The following is a 19,720-nucleotide window of genomic DNA, read 5'->3' as shown; positions in this document are numbered from 1 at the left end:
ATTTCACGCTGGGAATATGGGGAATATGGGGAATGTGGTAAAGCACTTAGGCAGGGAATTCGTTAAATATCATCCTATTAAAAACTGTCTGTAGAATCTTTCGTGATAAATAAAAAATTCAGAGAATAATCTCTTTTTATTATTAGTCCGCTCATGTTTATTGGGATTTTTCCTAATAAACATTAGAATCGCGGCTTCACGACTTCATGATTACCGCAGAGTTATTTATGATTAATCGAATACTATCAGGGGTGGTGGGCGCATTTCTGTTAATGCTGTCACCATTAACGCATGCACAGGCCAATTTCCCAGAGCCCAAAGAAGGCGACTGGATTGCGCCAGAATTTACCTTCAACAGTGGCGAAAAATTAAAAGATCTGCGTATTCACTACTACACGATCGGCGATAAAACCAAGCCTGCCGTCTTATTGTTACATGGAACGAACCAGCCGATTAAAGCGCTGCTCGCAAATGGCTTTGGCGGGGAACTGTTCGGGCCGGGTCAGGCGCTGGATAGCAGCAAATATTTTATTATCATGCCGGAGAGCATTGGTTCTGGAAAATCTTCCAAACCGTCAGACGGCTTACGGATGAAATTCCCACAGTACGATTATAACGATATGGTGCAGGCACAATATCGCTTAGTCAAAGAAGGGATGGGGATTAACCACCTGCGTCTGGTGATGGGATATTCCATGGGCGGCATGCAAACCTGGCTCTGGGGTGAAAAATACCCGGACATGATGGATGCGCTGGTGCCAATGGCGTCGTTGCCAAATGAATTGTCTGGGCGTAACTGGATGATGCGCCGCATCCTGATTGAATCCATCAAGAACGATCCGGTCTGGAATAATGGTGATTACACGCAGCAGCCGCCAACGCTGAAAACGGCGAGCATTATGTTCAGTATCGCCACCACTGGCGGCACGCTGGCGTACCAGAGCAAAGCACCAACGCGTGCACAAGCGGACAAGCTGGTTGAAGATCGTCTGGCTGCGCCTTCTAACAGCGATGCCAATGACTTTATTTATATTTGGGGGTCGTCCGCGAATTATAATGCGGCACCGGAACTGAATAAAATTAAGGCTCCCGTTCTGGTGATTAACTCTGCGGATGATGAGCGTAATCCTGTTGAAACAGGCATCCTGGATAATGAGCTTAAGAAAATTAAGCAGGCAACGCTGTTCCTTATTCCTGCCAGTAAAGACACCAGCGGGCATGGCACAATGATGTCGGCGAAGTTTTATAAAGATGAGCTGCAACGTTTCTTAGAAAAAAATCAGTCTCAGAAAAATAATAAAAAATAAATCTTAATGACCGACAGAAAGTCTATTTTCTGTCGGTCATCGTCTTTTTTATATGTTTATTTATACGTTTCTTTATTTTATTACGGTTTTATAACGAATTTATTTCGGTTCGTGGGTTTAGCATGCCTGGAAATATAACGACCATTACGTAAATAACTGAACGGCTCCGCTGTAGAGCTGGCGCTCACCCTCTCTTATTTCAGACCACAGGGACAATTTATGTTTCGTAAGATAAAGATCCGTACTGCACTCAGCATGATGGTGTTTTCGTTAGCGGCGTTACTGCTTTTTGTCGGCGTTCTAGGGTTGGTTGCGGTTCAGTCAGGAAACAAATCATTTGCCCGTGTCGATATGGAAGTGCTGCCAGGGCTGGTTGCACTGAATGACAGCTCTGAACTGCTGTTGCGTGGTCGGTTGGATTTGCGTCTGTACGAATCATTAATGGGGAAAGGGGATGTCGAGGCGGCGAAAGTCGCACTGGGCCGTGCCCGAACTAAAGTTGATGGCGCCAGCGAAAAATGGCAGGAATACCTGAAATACCCGCAGTCCGACGAAGAGAAAGTGATTTCTGCGGATATGGCCGAGAAGCGCAATACGCTGATGCAGGACTTTATCGATCCGGCATTTGCGGCGCTTAACGCAGGAAATCTGGATGAATATCGTCAGCGCGCAGGGAAATCGACGGTGCTGTATGCCGCGTTTGATAAATCCTCTAAAGCGCTGGTGGCCTTTAAGCTGAAGAGCATTGATGAAGCCTATGCGGATTCGAATGGGCGTGTGAATCTGATGGAGACCATTCTGTACACGGCGATCGCCTGTGCACTACTGCTGGCGGCGCTGGCCTGGTCTGTCATGACTAATATGATCGTGAAACCGCTGAATCAGGCTATTTCCGTCTTTGATCGCATTGCTGAAGGCGACCTGCGTGCGCAGATTGATAGCAGCGGAAAAAATGAAATCGCACACCTGTTTGCCGCAGTGCAGCGTATGCGTGACGGGCTGGAAAACATGGTACGTGTGGTGCGTAACGGAACCGATGCGATCAGTGTCGGGGTTGAGGAAATCGCTTCCGGCAACATCGATCTCTCCAGTCGTACCGAGCAGCAGGCGGCCTCGTTGGATGAAACGGCGTCAAGCATGGAACAGATCATGTCGACGGTGAAAAACAACGAAGACAACACGCGTAAAGCCAACGATCTGGCGCTGAAAGCCTCTAATTCTGCGTCTCGCGGCGGTAATGTCGTCTCCGAAGTGGTGGATACCATGCGTTCCATCAAGCAGAGTTCTGCCAAGATCTCCGACATTGTTGGCGTGATCGACGGCATCGCCTTCCAGACTAACCTGTTGGCGCTGAACGCCGCAGTTGAATCGGCGCGTGCGGGTCAATACGGTAAAGGTTTTGCGGTGGTTGCGTCTGAAGTGCGGATGCTGGCTGCACGCAGTGCGACGGCAGCAAAAGAGATCGGCACCATGATTGATGATTCTCTTAGCCGTATTGAAAAGGGTGCGGGTCTGGTTGAAGTCGCCGGCAACACCATGGACGAAGTGCTGATGGATGTGAAAAAAGTGGTCGATATCATGGATGAGATCACGCTGGCTTCCAGCGAGCAGAGCCGCGGCATTTCGCAGATCAATATCGCCATCAATCAGATGGATGGTGTGACTCAGCAGAATGCGTCCTTGGTATCAGAAGTGGCAACCTCGGCAAATGCACTTCAGGAACAGGTAGTTAACTTGCAACAGTCCGTTTCCCGCTTCCAGATCGCAAGAGAAAACATGGAGATGGATAATGTACTGCCCAGCTTGCGCCAGAACATTGCACTGGCCGATGCCCGCTAAGCGTTAACCGATCGCCATCGCCTGTTTTCGCTCATGCTGGTTGGGAAGTGAAGACAGGCGATTCATGTACGTACTCATCAATCTATAAATGGTGTGGAATCGATAAACGGCACGGGAACCGTTAACGTTAGCCAGACGCCGTTATCCGCTTGATAAAAAATGAACCCCTGCTGATGCATTTCCAGCGTCTTTATTTTTAGCACCGTGGGCTTGCCATGCCGTTGGCCGACGGTTATCGCTGTCGCCTCATCGGCAGACAAATGTACATACTGACGTGAACCGGGACGCAAACCCTGCTGATTGATTGAATCGATAAATCGGGTTGCGGTGCCGTGGTAAAGAAACTCGGGTGGGACTTTGGGCTCGTAACGCAGATCGACCTGCGCTGACGAGTGTCCCTGTGCTGCGCGGATTGATAACCCATCTGCTGAAATAGAAAAACGCTTTTTGTCACTGTTATCGACGACGGATTGAATCACTTCTCTGGTTAGAAGACGCCCGTCTTTTGCCGCACAGCTAATCAGCTCGGCAATATTTGCCCATCCTTCGCTGTTCAACGTTAATCCAATGGCTTCGGGTTTGTGCCGTAAAACGTAGCTCAGAAATTTGCTGACATCATCATGCTTCGTGTTGCTCATTGTGTTACTCCATTCCTGCATCGTGTGAAGTGAATAGATTGTAATTGAAAGCCTTTTTATTCGAGCAAAAATAAAAAGCCCCGTTTTGCAACGGGGCTTTCGTACCGATCAGACTACCGTCTGGAAACCGGTTAGCGTTACAGTGCGGCGATGACCGCTTGCTGTTCCAGCAGTTTGGCTTTCGCTACGGCATAGCCGTCCATCTTCTCACGCTCTTTGGCGACGACCGCTTCCGGCGCGCGCGCCACAAAGCCTTCGTTGGACAGCTTGCTTTCGATGCGGCCAATCTCAGCTTCGATTTTCGCCACTTCTTTCGCCAGACGATCCAGCTCTGCTGCTTTGTCGATCAGGCCAGCCATAGGAATTAGCAGCTCGGCGCCGTCGATGAGTTTAGTGACGGAAACCGGACCTTTATCGCCTGCAGGCAGCACTGTGATGTTTTCCAGACGCGCCAGCGTTTGGATGAAGCTGCGGTTCTCTTCCACGCGACGCTGTGCTTCAGCTGTGGCGTCACGCAGTAACACTTCCAGCGGTTTGCCCGGCGCGATGTTCATTTCCGCACGGATGTTACGCACGGCGATGATCGCCTGCTTGATCCACTCCAGATCGTTCAGAGCCAGCGTATCTTCCTGCGCGGCATCGAACTCAGGGAACGGCTGCAACATGATCGTGTCGGCGCTAATGCCTTTCAGCGCTTTAACGCGTAGCCAGATGGTTTCGGTAATGAACGGAATAATTGGGTGCGCCAGACGCAGCAGCGCTTCCAGTACGGTAACCAGCGTATGGCGTGTACCGCGCAACTCTGCTTCTGAGCCGCCATTCATCACAGGCTTCGTCAACTCCAGATACCAGTCGCAGAACTGGTTCCAGGTGAATTCGTACAGAATACCGGCAGCAATATCAAAGCGATAGCCGTCCAGCGCTTCGCGATAGGCTTTCACCGTACGGTTGAATTCTGCCAGAATCCAGCGGTCAGCCAGCGACAGCACTTTCTCGCCTGCACCAAAGCCACAGTCCTGATCTTCGGTGTTCATCAACACAAAACGGCTGGCATTCCACAGCTTGTTACAGAAGTTGCGGTAACCTTCCAGACGCTTCATATCCCAGTTGATGTCGCGACCGGTTGAAGCCAGCGCCGCCAGCGTAAAGCGCAGGGCGTCTGTACCGTGAGGCTCGATGCCGTTCGGGAACTGTTTCTCGGTACGCTTGCGGATTTTTTCCGCCAGCTGCGGCTGCATCATGTTGCCGGTACGTTTTTCCAGCAGCGCTTCCAGCGAAATGCCGTCCACCATATCCAGTGGGTCGATGACGTTCCCTTTGGATTTGGACATCTTCTGGCCTTCCTCATCACGGATCAGGCCGGTCATGTAGACGGTGTGGAATGGCACCTGCGGTTTGCCGTCTTCGTCTTTGATGAAGTGCATGGTCAGCATGATCATGCGGGCAATCCAGAAGAAGATGATGTCGAAGCCGCTCACCATCACGCTGCTTGGGTGGAATGCTTTCAGATCTGGCGTCTGCTCCGGCCAACCCAGCGTAGAGAATGTCCACAGGCCGGATGAGAACCAGGTATCCAGTACGTCTTCGTCCTGATTCAGAACGACATCATCAGCGAGGTTGTTTTCACTGCGTACTTCCGCTTCGGTACGTCCCACATAGACGTTGCCGTTCGCGTCGTACCAGGCCGGGATACGGTGACCCCACCACAGCTGACGGGAAATACACCAGTCCTGAATGTCACGCATCCAACTGAAGTACATGTTTTCGTACTGTTTTGGTACGAACTGAATGCGACCATCTTCAACGGCTTCTACCGCCGGCTTAGCCAGCACGGCAGCGCGCACGTACCACTGATCGGTCAGCATAGGTTCAATGACGACACCGCCACGGTCACCGTAAGGAACGGTCAAATCGTGTGCCTTGATCTCTTCCAGCAGGCCGAGTTCATCGAATGCGGCGACGAGCGCTTTACGTGCGGCAAAACGTTCCAGACCCTGGAAGGCTTCTGGAATGTCGCTGCTGTAAACGGTGCTGGCTTCGCCATTGGTATCAAACACTTCGGCGCTCTGACGGATATCACCGTCGAACGTCAGGATATTTACCATCGGCAACTGATGACGTTTACCGACTTCGTAGTCGTTGAAGTCGTGTGCTGGTGTGATCTTCACGCAGCCGGTGCCTTTTTCCATATCGGCATGTTCGTCGCCAACAATCGGAATACGGCGGCCAATCAATGGCAGGATCACTTCTTTGCCGATCAGATCTTTATAGCGCGGATCTTCCGGGTTAACGGCGATACCGGTATCACCCAGCATGGTTTCCGGGCGGGTGGTGGCGACGACCAGATAGTCTTTCCCTTCGGCGGTTTTCACGCCATCGGCCAGCGGATAGCGCAGGTGCCACATTGATCCTTTCACTTCGCGGTTTTCGACTTCCAGATCGGAAATCGCGGTGCGCAGCTTCGGATCCCAGTTCACCAGACGTTTGCCGCGGTAAATCAGATCTTCTTTATACAGGCGGACGAAAACTTCCTTCACCGCGTTGGACAGGCCTTCATCCATGGTGAAGCGCTCGCGCTCCCAGTCAACGGAGTTGCCCAGACGGCGCATCTGACGGGTAATGTTGCCGCCGGATTCGCCTTTCCACTGCCAGATTTTGTCGATGAACGCTTCGCGGCCGTAATCGTGGCGAGTTTTGCCTTCTTCTGCGGCGATTTTGCGCTCAACGACCATCTGCGTGGCGATACCTGCGTGGTCGGTCCCCGCCTGCCACAGAGTATTTTTACCCTGCATACGCTGATAGCGAATCAACGTATCCATAATGGTTTGCTGGAAAGCATGACCCATATGCAAGCTGCCGGTGACGTTGGGCGGCGGGATCATGATGCTGAAGCTTTCTTTACTCGTGTCGCCGTGCGGCTTGAAGTAGCCTTGTTTTTCCCAGTGTTCGTAGAGCGGCTGCTCGATATCTTGCGGGTTATATTTCGTTTCCATTATGCTCAAAATTCAGTGAGTTGGCGGCGTAGCCGTGGTCAATTGGAAGCCGACGCTGCGATAAGTTTTATAGCGGTCGCGCGCCAACTGTTTCAAGGATTCTTCGTAAGGGACAAAGTCTATCACTTCATGGAAAGCGGTGGCAAAATCTGCGAACTGCGGCAACAGGCTAATCAGCAGATCCCGTGGCGCATTGCCACGCCGCTGCGGCCATGCTAGTTCGACCGGCGCACCGTGACGCGGCCCTTCGCCTGCCAGATTATGCGGCACGAACGCAGTAGGATCGCGTTGCCACAGCGCCTCGTCGAGCCTGATGGCCTGCTGCTCGTCTTCGCAGGCAATCAGCACGCGCTTTCCTGCTCGCCAACGTTCTGCCGCCAGATCGCATGCCAGAGCCTCATGGGCGCTGAGCTCACCGCTTTTGCTGTCGTGTTCGAGAAGATAGAACGTTGCGTTTTTCATTGTTCACACTATTGATTGCTAAGAGCCAGAAAGTGATAAGGGCCGGAAGTCCGGCCCATAAGACGACAATGACATGATAAGGCCATTGCCCTGACGCGAAAGCCTTATTCTACGTCGTTCTGTCCAGCGCGGTTAAGCAAGAACTGTGATAACAGCGCGACCGGGCGACCCGTAGCCCCTTTGGCTTTACCGGAGCGCCAGGCGGTGCCCGCGATATCCAGATGCGCCCAGCTGTATTTACGCGTAAAGCGGGACAGGAAGCAGCCTGCGGTAATCGCTCCGCCCGGACGGCCGCCAATGTTTGCCATATCGGCAAAATTGGATTCCAGCTGTTCCTGAAATTCGTCGGTCAGCGGCAGACGCCATGCGCGGTCGCCAGACTGCTCGGACGCGCTCAACAGTTCGTGTGCCAGCGGATTGTGGTTCGCCATCAGCCCAGTGATGTGGTGCCCCAGCGCAATCACGCACGCGCCGGTCAGCGTTGCGACGTCAATCACCACGTCCGGCTCATAGCGTTCAACATAGGTCAACGTATCACACAGGACCAGACGGCCTTCCGCATCGGTGTTCAGCACTTCGACCGTTTGGCCGGACATCGTGGTCAGCACATCGCCTGGACGATAGGCACGCCCATCGACCATGTTTTCACAACCGGCCAGCACACCGATGATGTTCAACGGCAGCGCCAGTTCGGCCGCCATACGCATCACGCCGTAGACCGTGGCCGCGCCGCACATGTCGTATTTCATTTCGTCCATGCTGTCGGCAGGCTTGATGGAGATGCCGCCGGAATCGAACGTCAGCCCTTTACCTACCAGTACGATCGGGCGGGTTTCCGGGTTTGGATCGCCTTTGTATTCGATCACGGACATCAGCGATTCATTCTGCGAACCCTGACCCACCGCCAGATAGGCATTCATGCCCAGCTCTTTCATCTGCTGTTCGCCAATCACGCGCGTGATGATGTTCTGGCTGTAGGTATCGGCCAACTGGCGCGCCTGCGAGGCCAGATAGGCGGCATTACAGATATTTGGCGGCATGTTGCCGAGATCTTTCGCGGCTTTGATGCCCGCAGCAATTGCCAAACCGTGCTGAATGGCGCGTTCGCCGCTGGTCAGCTCGCGGCGCGTTGGCACGTTGAAGACCATTTTGCGTAGCGGACGACGCAGTTCGACCTTATTGCTTTTAAGCTGATCGAAGGTATATAGCGTTTCTTTTGCGGTTTCGACCGCCTGACGCACTTTCCAGTAGGTGTTACGTCCTTTCACGTGCAGTTCGGTCAGGAAGCAGACCGCTTCCATCGAGCCGGTTTCGTTCAGAGCGTTGATCGTTTTCTGAATCACCTGTTTGTACTGGCGTTCATCAAGCTCGCGCTCTTTTCCGCAGCCAATTAGCAGGATGCGTTCGGAAAGAATGTTAGGTACATGGTGCAAGAGCAGTGATTGCCCCACTTTGCCTTCTAATTCACCACGGCGAAGCAACGCGCTGATATAGCCGTCGCTGATTTTATCGAGTTGTTCGGCAATAGGGGACAGACGACGCGGTTCAAACACGCCGACGACAATGCAGGCACTGCGTTGTTTTTCCGGGCTACCGCTTTTTACGCTGAACTCCATGTACTCTCCTGAATCTTAAAGACAAAGGCGGGGGCAACGGCTAGAATGTGACACTCCGTAATACTTTCCCGCCGTTGCGTTAACATAACCTGTGTTAATCTTAACGACGTAGCGAACCTGTTTTAGTGACTAATAAGCAGGTTCTGATACAACAGCTCAAACGCAGTATGTTGTAATACAGTCTTAGCTAAGAGGGCTGCCAAAAATGAGTATAAATGGCGCGTTAGCGAAGAAACTATCGATTTTCCTGCAAAAAGACAAGTTTTCACAGGCGTAATTAAGCGTGATCATCATTCGATATCTGGTACGGGAAACCTTTAAGAGCCAACTGGCCATCCTTTTCATTCTGTTACTGATTTTCTTTTGTCAGAAATTAGTGCGGATACTGGGCGCTGCGGTTGATGGTGAAATCCCGACAAATTTGGTTATCTCCCTGTTGGGATTGGGCGTGCCAGAGATGGTGCAGCTCATCCTGCCATTAAGTCTGTTTCTTGGCGTATTGATGACGTTTGGCCGCCTCTATGCGGAAAGCGAAATCACCGTCATGCACGCCTGTGGGCTGGGCAAACGCGTGTTGCTAAAAGCCGCTCTGGCCTTGGCGGTGTTCACCGCTGTCATCGCGACCATTAACGTCATGTGGCTCAGCCCGTGGTCGTCCCGGCATCAGGAAGAAGTGCTGGCGGAAGCGAAAGCGAACCCCGGTATGGCGACGCTGGTCGAAGGGCAGTTCCAGTCCGCGCAGGGTGGCAACGCGGTGCTGTTTGTTGGCAATGTTAAAGGCTCGGAGTTTCAGCACGTCTTTCTGGCGCAGCTGCGCCCCAGCGGTAACGCGCGGCCTTCTGTCGTGGTTGCCGATCGCGGTCATATCAAACAAAACGAAGACGGTGCGCAAGTCGTAACGCTGGATAACGGGTCGCGTTACGAAGGCACGGCGCTTTTGCGTGATTTTCGTATTACGGATTTCACCAACTATCAGGCCGTGATCGGCCACCAGAGCGTGACGCTAAATAATAGCGACGTGCAGCAAATGAATATGCAAACCCTGTGGCATTCGGACGCGCACGATGCGCGCGCAGAGTTCCACTGGCGCCTGACGTTGATTCTTTCGGTGCTGATTATGGCGCTGATGGTGGTGCCGCTGAGTGTGGTGAATCCCCGTCAGGGCAGGGTGCTGAGCATGCTGCCTGCGATGCTGCTGTACCTGATCTTCTTCCTGTTGCAAAGCTCGCTGCGTTCTAACGCCAGTAAAGGAAAAATCGATCCGATGGTATGGGTCTGGTTGACCAACTTGATGTACTTTGGCATCGCGGTGATGCTTAACCTGTGGGATACCGTACCGATGCGCAAAGTGCGCGCTCGCTTTAAGCCTCGTACTCTTAAAACACAAGGAGCGGCCTGATGTTTGGTGTATTAGACCGCTATATCGGCAAAACGATTTTCACCACCATCATGACGACGCTGTTCATGCTGGTGTCGCTCTCCGGCATCATCAAGTTTGTCGACCAACTGCGTAAAGTCGGGCAGGGCGAGTATTCGGCGCTGGGTGCTGGGCTGTACACGCTGCTCAGCGTCCCCAAAGATATTGAGATCTTCTTCCCGATGGCGGCGCTGCTCGGCGCATTGCTCGGGCTGGGCCAACTCGCCACTCGCAGTGAACTGGTGGTGATGCAGGCTTCCGGCTTTACCCGCTTGCAGATTGCGACTGCCGTGATGAAAACCGCAATCCCGCTGGTGCTGTTGACGATGGCGATTGGCGAATGGGTTTCTCCGCAGGGGGAACAGATGGCGCGTAACTACCGTTCTCAGATGATCTCCGGTGGGTCGATGATCTCTACGCAGGGCGGGCTGTGGGCAAAAGACGGCAATGACTTTATCTATATCGAACGGGTTGCGGGCGATAAAGAGCTATCTGGCGTTAACATCTACCACTTTGACGATAACAACAAACTGCTCTCTGTACGCTATGCGGCCTCCGCTGAGTTTGAAGATGACAGGAATGTCTGGAGGCTGTCGCAGGTTGATGAATCGGATTTGAGCGATGGGAAACAGATTGGCGGTAGCCAGACGCTTAGTGGTGAATGGAAAACCAACCTGACGCCGGACAAACTGGGCGTGGTAGCGCTGGAGCCTGATGCGCTGTCGATCCGCGGGCTGCATGATTACGCTAAGTACCTGAAACAAAGCGGACAAGAGTCGAGCCGTTACCAACTGAACATGTGGAGCAAGATCTTTGCGCCGGTCTCCGTGGCGGTGATGATGCTCATGGCGGTCTCTTTCATCTTCGGCCCGCTGCGCAGCGTCTCGGCGGGGTCACGCATCGTAATCGGTATCAGTTTCGGCTTCCTCTTCTACCTGCTGAATGAGATTTTCCGCCCGCTCAGTCTGGTCTATGGCATCCCGCCGATCCTGGGCGCCATCTTACCGAGTTCGGTGTTCCTGTGCATCAGCGTGGCGCTGCTGCTGAAACGCCGATAGCACCAGCTACACCAGAGAAAGCGCCGAGTGGATGATTCCCTCGGCGTTTTTTATTGCCTGCAGAAAATGTTCCCAGCAGAGCACATCAGCACATCCTATAAGGCAAAGCGGGGATAACACGTTGCCAAAGATGATTTTTTCAGCACTTAACCGAACGCAGAGTGGATTAACGTTGCGCGTAGGCCGTCAAACGGTATAATGCACCCGTTTTCCGCATACTACTTCTGTGCCGAAGTGGCGAAATCGGTAGACGCAGTTGATTCAAAATCAACCGCCGCAAGGTGTGCCGGTTCGAGTCCGGCCTTCGGCACCATCGTATGAAAATCAAGTCACCTCAGGGTGGCTTTTTTTATGTCCGTAATCGTCCAGTAACGTCCATATCTATCTGTAAAATAACGATTTTAATTTCATTCCTCTCGCTGCGATTTTGTCTGTTTTATCCACAGTGGTCTTTTTTCGTCCATTGACATCCAGATGATTTGGGGGTCAAGATAAGGGTCAATTCACTTCGATTATGAGTTGACCCCCAAATTATGGCACTGACCGACGTTGTTGCCCGTACCGCCAAGCCCCGCGAGAAAGCCTATAAGCTCGCGGACGCGCACGGCCTGTATCTTTTGGTAAGTCCTAACGGCTCTAAGCGCTGGTATCTCAAGTACCGCTTTGAAGGTAAGGAAAGCCGGATTGCGTTCGGTGCCTATCCGCTAGTCTCGCTGGCGAAGGCCAGAGAGAAGCGTGATGAGATACGATTGCTGCTGTTGGAAGGCATCCACCCAACGGAAAAGCGCGAAGAAGAAAAAGAGCAGGCGCAAGAGGCGTTGAATACTTTTGCGAAGGTCGCGCAGGACTGGCACCGAAACATTAGCCAAAATCGGTGGTCAGAAACACACGCCGGACGGGTATGGCGCGATATGGAACGAAATCTACTGCCTGCTATCGGGCATCGCCATATTGCCGACCTGAAAACCAAAGACCTGCTGGAGCCGCTGAAAGTCGTCGAACAGAACGGTCATCTTGATTTGGCGTCACGGCTGCGCCAGCGCGTCACCGATATTATGCGTTATGCGGTGCAGAACGATCTGATAGAGCGCAACCCCGCGCAAGATCTCTCCGGGGCGATAGCCGCGCCAAAAGCTACCCATCGGCCAGCCCTGAAGCTGAATAAACTGCCGGATTTTCTGGCAAGGATAGAACGCCACAAAGGGCGGGTGTTAACCAGACTGGCCTTAAAACTCACGCTGTGCGTTTTTATCCGCTCCAGTGAGCTACGTTTTGCCCGCTGGCCGGAAATCGATTTTAAACGCGCCATGTGGACGATACCGGCTGAACGCGAAGCCATTCCCGGCGTGAAGCATTCGCAGCGTGGCGCAAAGATGCGCTCAGAACATCTGGTGCCGCTATCCCGACAAGCTTTAGCGCTGCTGGAAGAGATTAAGGCCATCAGCGGCGCTCATGAACTGATTTTCCCCGGCGATCATCGACCAACCAAACCGATGAGTGAAAACACCGTCAATAACGCATTACGAACCATGGGCTATGACACCACCACCGAGGTTTGCGGACACGGCTTTCGCACCATGGCCTGTAGCGCACTGGTGGAATCCGGCCAGTGGTCACGGGATGCGGTAGAACGGCAAATGAGTCATCAGGAACGCAACGGCGTCCGTGCTGCCTATATCCACAAAGCGGAACATCTGGATGAGCGCAGGCTAATGCTGCAATGGTGGGCGGATTATCTGGATGCGAACTGGGATGAATATGTGGTGCCGTATGAGTTTAAAAATGTTTAATTCATCGGGGGTCTTAGCGATGAAAAAAACGAAAAAACCAGCGGTAGCGCTCACTTCTCTGATTGAGGAGGCAGAACCGCGTCATCAGAGGGTCTTACAAGGACTTGCCGATGTTGATGTAGGACGTGTTGTGAATTACGCTGATATGCAGGCGTTCATCACCAGACTGAAGAAAGCATAATCGATAATTTTTTGCCTATTAAAGACGTATGTGATGTAGTGAAAATAAATCCGTTTGTATAGCTGTGGACAATAATATAAATATTTTCATTCTGCTTTGTGCTTGTTTAAATAATCTTTATTTGTCGTAATCAAGAATGATTGATCTGTATATTTTTCTTTTACCATTTTTTCATCCATTTCCACTAACAGAGAAAGAGTCTCAATGTTTACAGAGGTACTTCGAGATAAAAGTCTTGTAAATGATGTGTAGTTATTTTGATAGTTTTTTATGATTATATAATTGGGGATGTATTTTTTATTTAAATTTTTTACAGCTATAGCAGGGAAATGATTTAGAAAATCGTCAACCGTAACAATTAAGTTATCAATAAATAAAATCATCATTTCAGTTATATCTATATATTTTATCCGAAGTGATGGCTCAATTGTTTTGAGTATTTTTTCAATTTCGATTTTGCTATCGAAAACTAAAGGGGATAGCTTATTTATTACAATTTCGTTAACTGAGTTTCTCGTTTCTATGATGGTGATCATATGGTTGTAGTTGTTTAGGGTTGTCATGATTGCAGATATATTAGTCCATGGCTCTTTTTCTATGTTAGAATTAGTTAGGTTAAATAACTGAATAAGTCTTTCTGGTTCGATTTGAACAGGTTTTAACTTCATTGGAATCATAGGTATAATTAGTGCTCTTTGTATAGGGTTATCTGTTAATTCATTAACATATATATCTTTTAATGCTGCCAGAGAACCTTGCATCGACTGAAAGAGTAAAATTATTTGATTTGAAGTGTCAGCTTTAGCTTTTTCATTTTTAACGGTTTCCTGATATTTAAATCCTTTTAGTGCTATGAAATATGCTGTAGCAGAAGAAATGCAAACTGTAATGATTGGCATCAAATAGTCTTTGAAATAATTAACGTGATTTGACTCTTTAATGATATCAATTAAATTATTTATGGCAAATGTGATAAATAACGGATCAATTGCTTTCATTTGACAGCTCCATGAGTTGATATTTCATATTGTCATAATTTATTAATTTTCACGTTCATTTATACTAAAAACAATAAATTATATTAAATTTTATCATCTAAATAACCTTGTTGTCATGTGTTATATCTAATATGGTTTTTTTAATTTATTAATGTCTGGTTTTATGGGAGTTGTTGGAAGATTATTGAAATATTTTAATTAATGATTTATAAAATATCTATCTTTATTATATGGTTATGATGTACTTACTGTGAAAAATTGGCATTTAGGCTAATTTTTAATGTTAAAGATATGTATTAAACTCCGCGCCAGCCCCTTTTTTGGGAGGGGCTGGCGCTCATTTTTCTTATGTGGATGATTTTCCAGCTACTCATCATACCTAAGTATCATTTCCGCCAGATCGTTTTCCACCGTATAGAAGTAGCAAGCCGGAACCTGTAGCACCGATGCTAACCGGCAAACCAGTGCAAAATCCGGCTTATAAATACCGCGCGAATCTTAACCCAGTGACAGCTTAAGCTGCATACCGCAAGCAGCGGCATACCGTTGTAAGGTTGAGATACTCGCACTGGAAACATTTCTCTCAAGGCGGCTCACCGCAGGTTGGCTTACCCCCATGCGAGCGGCAATCTCTGTACTTGTCAGACCTGACTTGGACTTCATTTCGATCAGAACAGCGCGAAGCGCTTCTTCTTGAGTTTCGTCCTCATACGCTTTTTTAACTTCATGATTAGAAAGTGCTTTCGCTTTAACTTCAGAGAAGTTGATACCTTTAACTGCCATCTTTCAATTCCTCCCATCTTGACTTTGCCAGCGCTATTTCAGCTTTCGGCGTCTTAGGGGTTTTCTTTACGAACGTCCTTAAAATATAGATCTTACGTCCTTTTGCGTAAGCAAAAAACGTTCTGCTTATGTCTTTTCTACCAACCCGTAGCTCAAATAACCCACCTTCGATGATGTCCGTGTCTGGATATCTTAGCTCGGGCCCTTTAGCTTCAAGTTTTTCAAGCCCTTTAAGCGCTTTTGCCTGCATAACAGGTTCGAGGTCATAAATTTCGCTTGCAGCTTCGGGGTGAAAAATCAATTCATACATGTCAGTCCCCTTATTAATGGGGAATATAACTCATAAGTTATAATAACTCAAATGTTATATTTAGCGTGTATCGGCAAAGTAAACCATTAGCAAACCATCCCCCACCTTTCCCCCACTTACTCAGGGATCACGGCCTCCCCCACCTGATTTTCACCACTTTGTTAAAAATGTTTATTTATTATCGAGTTAAGTCATTCCCCCACTTCGCACCTATATATGCGTGGGAAGTGGGGGAAAATGCCGGATAGAAGGACTTCTTATCCGTTCGCCCCCACTTTCCCCCATTTAATCCCCCGCCTTATTCCGTTGCGAGAGCGGCGTGATCCGTTCCCCTTCAAAGGCGATCAGGCCATCCTTTTCCAGCTTGTCCAGCCAGCGGGTGAACTTCTTGTTCACATCAAAGCCCATTGCCCGCATATCATCCCGCACTAATGAACGGGTGCAGCCTTCACCGTTGGCCGTGCGTGAACGAATGGCCTGCCACAGAGCAAAATGATTTTCCGTCAGCCGTGGAATACCGGCTAAATCGGGATCGCTGGCAGCCTCATCTTCTCTGACTTCGCGGCCTTCATCGTTCAGCACCAGCGAAGTGATCTGGTCGCCATCATCGTCCACGTACAGATCCACGGCATTCAGGTCATAGGCGCGACGCGGCGGCTCTTCCGCATCCTTCATCTTGGTGCAACTGAGGATCAACGCGCCGCCTTCACCTTCACGCCGGACGTTAAATTCCACGTCCAACGCAGCACGGAAGGCGCTGGAGCCGCGTGCTCCTTTGTCCTGATCTTTACCGGAATGATGGATAATCAACACCGTGGCCTGTGTCGCTGCCTTAATCGCATCACATCCCTGAATGAATGCGCCCATGTCTTTAGCCGCATTCTCATCCGAACCGCCAAAACAGCGGGCGAGTGTATCCAGAATAATCAGCCGAACCGGCATACCGGAGGCGACTTTCACATCGCGGGCGGCGCGAATCACCTGTTGTACACTCTCCGGGCTGGCCGGAAAAATCGGGCAATCGACGCGATAAAGCGCATCAATCGGGCTACCGCCGTTAAGCGTCTGCTCCCATGCCCGGATACGGCGGGGAACGCCGATCCCGCCTTCGCCGACGACATAAATCACCGCCCCCTGTGTCACCGGCTTGCCTGCCCACGGTTTGCCGGTGGCGATATGACATCCCCACGATACCGCCAGAAAAGATTTATACGAGCCGCTGGCACCGTAAGCGCTGGCAACGGATGAACTCGGCAGATAGCCTTTAATCAGGTAGTCCTGCCGCGTATCAAAACCGTCAGAGCCTTTGCGCAGGGGTAATGCGGTGTTGAATGCCGGTGTAGCGGAATCGGTGCGGACTAAAGGTGTATACATCGTGTCGGGCTGATAGCGTTGTTTGTTGAACGCGGATTTGGTGGCCTCAAGCCCATATTGCTGACGGTAATCATCCCAGTCACAGAGCATTGTGGTGGGCGGTAACGACACCCAGCCGTCCACCGCGAGCGCGGCTTTTTCAGCCTGTTCTTTACCGATATTGGTTGAACCATCAGCATGCAGGTCATGATCGCCCGCCAGAATAATAGTGGCATCGGGATACCAGCCACGCAGCGCTTGGGCGACGTTTATTAGGTTATTGGCCGACACCGCCGCGACCACCGCCGCCGTAGTAATCTGGCTGATGGTCAGGCCGGTGGCATACCCTTCGGTGATCACGATGGTGTCCGGCTCTTTCGGGTAATGCACGGCGATGAAAGCGCCTTTCAACTGTGAACCCGGCAGCAAGCGTTTTTCTCCGTCGTCGTTGATCAACTGTGCGCCGATCAATTCACCGGAAACACGATGCAGTTTCAGCAGCAGGCTTCCCTCATCAAACAGCACGCCGCCGATACGCATTTTTTGCTGTGCGGTCAGGCGGGCATGGACGATAGAGAATCCTTTTGCTTTCAGGTAGGCGCTCTCGCCGTTCCTCGAATGGGTCAGCATCTGCTTGATTTTATCGGACAGCGGCGGGCGCTCAGCGGCTTTTTCCCTGGCTGGCGCAGTTGAGGCGGGGAGCGTCAAAAAGGCCACCTGTTTTGCGGCGTCTGACAGGTCGCAGTTTTTCACCCGTGCGACCAGATCAAGGCCATCGCCATGACCGCACTGATTGCAAAACCACGTTCCCCGTCCTTCTTTGTCGTCAAAGCGGAAGCGATCTTTGCCACCGCAGGCAGGACAAGCGCCATGTTTACCGCCAGAAGGCACCGGAATAGCCAGTGCGGACAGAATGGCACGCCAGCGGTGGCGCGACTGTGCGGTAATGTCTGAAACGAACTTACTCATCGTCAGCCACCTCCGCTTGCAGTGCGTCATTCAACTGGTTCAGACGTTCCCACAGGATAAAGATCAGCAACTCTTTCGCGAGTGCGTTGTCGAGTTCAATGATGGCGTAGGCCAGCGCCCGACAGTGATCGACGAGTTCTTCTAACGTCAGGGGAGTGGGGTCATACATGATGTACCCCCGCAGAAAAAAAGAAAGATTGCGGGTAGAGAAAGGGAAGGATCGTAGCCATAAGGCAGCCTCCGTGGTAAGCAGGATATCACTACCACCTGAGACGCCAACCTCGATGGTGGTAGCCCAGACGGGGTTGGCGTAACCGGTTACCACGTAGCCCGGCGCTCCTTGCGGAGCCCCCGCCTGAGCCACCATTGACAGGTATGCGCAGGCATCGCCTAATAAAAGACACGTAATAAATCCGTGTCTTTTAGGCAACGTGGTAAATGTCGGAACGCCAATTCCGGCTACGGATTTTGCCGCAGCATCAGCAGTATATCGTAAATTGCCCGCCAGAAAAAAATAACAATGCATCATGGTTTAACCTCCCCGCGCTGGCTGATACGTGCCGCGATCCAGTCATTCACCTCACTTTCCACCCACGCTACCGAGCGAGCGCCGATTTTGACCGTCTGAGGGAATTCTCCCTGCTTCATCAGCAGGTAAATCCATGATTTCCTGAGGCCAGTCTTTTTCATCACACCCGATAAGCGAATCAACGTGTTATCCGTCATGTTCAATCCTCCTTCCGGGTGTAAACCCGCTCGACATAGCGCCCCCGACCATCACCGTGGCCGAGATCCATAGAGGTTAATGCTCTGGCTTCACTGCGGGAAAAGCCCTCTGACAGGTAATAACGCATGGCATCCTGCGCCCATGCGTAACGCAGGCTGTGCGGGGAATAGCGGCCGGTCAGCCCTAAGCGGGTGGTCTGTGTACGCCAGAAGTTCATGGCGGTTTTCAGGTCGGGTTTATCCATCAATCTGCCGTTACGCGCCTCGGCCACCTTTAGCGCTTCTTTTACTGCCCGTTGAATCGCCTCGCGATCGATAATCCGGGTTTCGCGTGGCCTGCCGCCTTTAGTACCAAACACCACGGTCAGCGTCTGTTGATGGCGCTCAAGCTGCTTTTCCCACGTTTTCAGCGAACTGGCGCATTGCACCGCTTCCTGAGAACGCAGCCCCAGCAATCGGGCAAGCTGAAGTGCGCAGGCCAGCCCTTTATCACGCTGTTGCGCTGCAAGCAGAACGGCCTGATAGCGCTCATCCGGGATAGCGAATTTTGTCCCGGCACGGCTTGCGCCACTCAGCCCCAACGCGTTGTTGGTCAGGCGATCAGAAACGGCGAGCTTTTCCCGTCCTCCCTGCTTAAACACCGTGCGCAGCGCCGCCATTTCGTTGTGCAGGGTTCGAAGTGCAATCCGCTGTGACAGGCGTTCGGCGACATAACTTTCGATATGTCTGGCTTTGAGATACTTAACGTCACGCACCTGAATATTCAGCGCCAGCAGGTGACGACACAGCCTGTCCATGATGCGGATACGATCATGAACCGTCTTGTAGCTCCCGCCAGCCTGTTTCGCCAGCGTGGTCATTTCACGACTTAATTTACTCATGCAACTTACCTCTCATAATTCAACTGGATGCTTTTCTCTGGCGCATGGGAAAGGGCAGAAACAATCGCAATTGACCTGCCTTGAACGATACCTGTGCGCCAGAGCGGACAGCAGTTGAGGTCTTGGGAGGTGTCGGTGACGCACTCGGTGCGACCGCCTGCGGTTGCAGGATTTCCTCTCAGGCGGTTAGGCCTGCCTCGGTATCGGTTCAATCTCCTGTAAAAAAAGCGATCAGTCCGGCACAAACGGGTGTGTCAGATTCATGACGCTGTGGGTGAGGTGCATGTCTCAGGGGCTGATGGGGGCTTCGGCTGCGGCGTCACTTTCATCCGTTGACACGGAAAAAGTGACGCCGGTGCAGACGTTGCCGGCAGTCGCGTAGCAGATGCCTGACGGCAT

At 51.3% G+C, this 19,720-nt stretch carries 17 protein-coding genes, 1 tRNA gene and 1 pseudogene; 7 read left to right on the top strand and 12 right to left on the bottom strand.

Features of this window, described 5'->3' with window-relative positions; all coding sequences use genetic code 11:
• Positions 1-227 precede the first annotated feature (227 nt).
• Both I2D83_RS19920 and I2D83_RS19915 read left to right on the top strand, forming a co-directional pair.
• A complete protein-coding gene (locus I2D83_RS19920) occupies positions 228-1,307 on the top strand; it encodes an alpha/beta fold hydrolase (RefSeq protein WP_181829935.1) in 1,080 nt (359 codons plus the stop codon).
• Between the two features lie 219 nt (positions 1,308-1,526).
• Positions 1,527-3,146, top strand: a complete 1,620-nt coding sequence (locus I2D83_RS19915) for a methyl-accepting chemotaxis protein (protein ID WP_205947192.1) — start codon at positions 1,527-1,529, stop codon at positions 3,144-3,146.
• Positions 3,147-3,223: 77 nt separating this feature from the next.
• Here I2D83_RS19915 and I2D83_RS19910 read toward each other — a convergent pair whose 3' ends face one another.
• From I2D83_RS19910 to pepA, 4 genes are all read right to left on the bottom strand, one after another.
• Positions 3,224-3,784: an RNA 2'-phosphotransferase gene (locus I2D83_RS19910; protein WP_205947191.1), complete on the bottom strand. Its 561-nt coding sequence runs from the start codon at positions 3,782-3,784 to the stop codon at positions 3,224-3,226.
• A gap of 137 nt (positions 3,785-3,921) precedes the next feature.
• Complete coding sequence (locus I2D83_RS19905) at positions 3,922-6,777, bottom strand: valine--tRNA ligase (protein WP_181845806.1); 2,856 nt, start codon at positions 6,775-6,777, stop codon at positions 3,922-3,924.
• 12 nt (positions 6,778-6,789) lie between these two features.
• On the bottom strand, positions 6,790-7,239 hold the full coding sequence (locus tag I2D83_RS19900) for a DNA polymerase III subunit chi (protein WP_012773101.1): 450 nt from the start codon (positions 7,237-7,239) through the stop codon (positions 6,790-6,792).
• A 104-nt stretch (positions 7,240-7,343) separates the two neighbouring features.
• Entirely contained in the window at positions 7,344-8,855 is a 1,512-nt protein-coding gene (gene pepA, locus I2D83_RS19895; protein ID WP_010284628.1) for a leucyl aminopeptidase, read from the bottom strand.
• Between the two features lie 283 nt (positions 8,856-9,138).
• Between pepA and lptF the strand changes: the two genes are divergently transcribed.
• The 5 genes from lptF (at position 9,139) to I2D83_RS19870 (ending at position 13,301) form a co-directional block, all read left to right on the top strand.
• On the top strand, positions 9,139-10,254 hold the full coding sequence (gene lptF, locus I2D83_RS19890; protein ID WP_205947190.1) for an LPS export ABC transporter permease LptF: 1,116 nt from the start codon (positions 9,139-9,141) through the stop codon (positions 10,252-10,254).
• Complete coding sequence (gene lptG, locus I2D83_RS19885; protein WP_205947189.1) at positions 10,254-11,330, top strand: LPS export ABC transporter permease LptG; 1,077 nt, start codon at positions 10,254-10,256, stop codon at positions 11,328-11,330. The genes lptF and lptG overlap by 1 nt, the downstream gene beginning before the upstream one ends.
• Positions 11,331-11,558: 228 nt before the next feature.
• Positions 11,559-11,643, top strand: a tRNA-Leu gene (locus tag I2D83_RS19880).
• 220 nt (positions 11,644-11,863) lie between these two features.
• Entirely contained in the window at positions 11,864-13,120 is a 1,257-nt protein-coding gene (locus tag I2D83_RS19875) for a tyrosine-type recombinase/integrase (protein WP_205947188.1), read from the top strand.
• Between the two features lie 19 nt (positions 13,121-13,139).
• Entirely contained in the window at positions 13,140-13,301 is a 162-nt protein-coding gene (locus I2D83_RS19870) for a CopG family transcriptional regulator (protein WP_205947187.1), read from the top strand.
• Positions 13,302-13,387: 86 nt separating this feature from the next.
• On the opposite strand, the gene I2D83_RS19865 is transcribed toward I2D83_RS19870, so the two are convergent.
• From I2D83_RS19865 to I2D83_RS19835, 8 genes and pseudogenes are all read right to left on the bottom strand, one after another.
• Positions 13,388-14,299 carry a hypothetical protein gene (locus I2D83_RS19865; protein WP_205947186.1) on the bottom strand — a complete coding sequence of 304 codons (912 nt, stop codon included), beginning with the start codon at positions 14,297-14,299 and terminating at the stop codon, positions 13,388-13,390.
• Positions 14,300-14,797: 498 nt separating this feature from the next.
• Positions 14,798-15,082, bottom strand: coding sequence for a helix-turn-helix domain-containing protein (locus I2D83_RS19860; protein ID WP_039499229.1), 285 nt, complete (start codon positions 15,080-15,082; stop codon positions 14,798-14,800).
• Entirely contained in the window at positions 15,072-15,392 is a 321-nt protein-coding gene (locus tag I2D83_RS19855; RefSeq protein ID WP_005971241.1) for a type II toxin-antitoxin system RelE/ParE family toxin, read from the bottom strand. The genes I2D83_RS19860 and I2D83_RS19855 overlap by 11 nt, the downstream gene beginning before the upstream one ends.
• Positions 15,393-15,677: 285 nt before the next feature.
• Positions 15,678-16,766, bottom strand: a complete 1,089-nt coding sequence (locus I2D83_RS22440; RefSeq protein ID WP_241007320.1) for a helicase RepA family protein — start codon at positions 16,764-16,766, stop codon at positions 15,678-15,680.
• Positions 16,767-16,877: 111 nt separating this feature from the next.
• Positions 16,878-17,714: pseudogene (locus I2D83_RS22435) on the bottom strand (primase-helicase zinc-binding domain-containing protein); the annotation flags it as partial.
• Positions 17,707-18,243 (bottom strand): ash family protein, encoded by a 537-nt coding sequence (locus I2D83_RS19845; protein ID WP_241007247.1) that lies wholly within the window; start codon positions 18,241-18,243, stop codon positions 17,707-17,709. The pseudogene I2D83_RS22435 and the gene I2D83_RS19845, both read right to left, overlap by 8 nt.
• Complete coding sequence (locus I2D83_RS19840; RefSeq protein WP_005971237.1) at positions 18,240-18,440, bottom strand: helix-turn-helix transcriptional regulator; 201 nt, start codon at positions 18,438-18,440, stop codon at positions 18,240-18,242. Before I2D83_RS19840 ends, I2D83_RS19845 begins: the two co-directional genes overlap by 4 nt.
• Before the next feature lie 2 nt (positions 18,441-18,442).
• A complete protein-coding gene (locus I2D83_RS19835) occupies positions 18,443-19,321 on the bottom strand; it encodes an integrase domain-containing protein (RefSeq protein WP_205947184.1) in 879 nt (292 codons plus the stop codon).
• Between the last annotated feature and the right edge of the window lie 399 nt (positions 19,322-19,720).

It is taken from the genome of Pectobacterium aroidearum (assembly GCF_015689195.1).
Classification (GTDB): domain Bacteria; phylum Pseudomonadota; class Gammaproteobacteria; order Enterobacterales; family Enterobacteriaceae; genus Pectobacterium; species Pectobacterium aroidearum.
The sequence above is the reverse complement of the archived record's forward strand: the minus strand, read 5'-3'. Positions and strand labels throughout refer to the sequence as shown.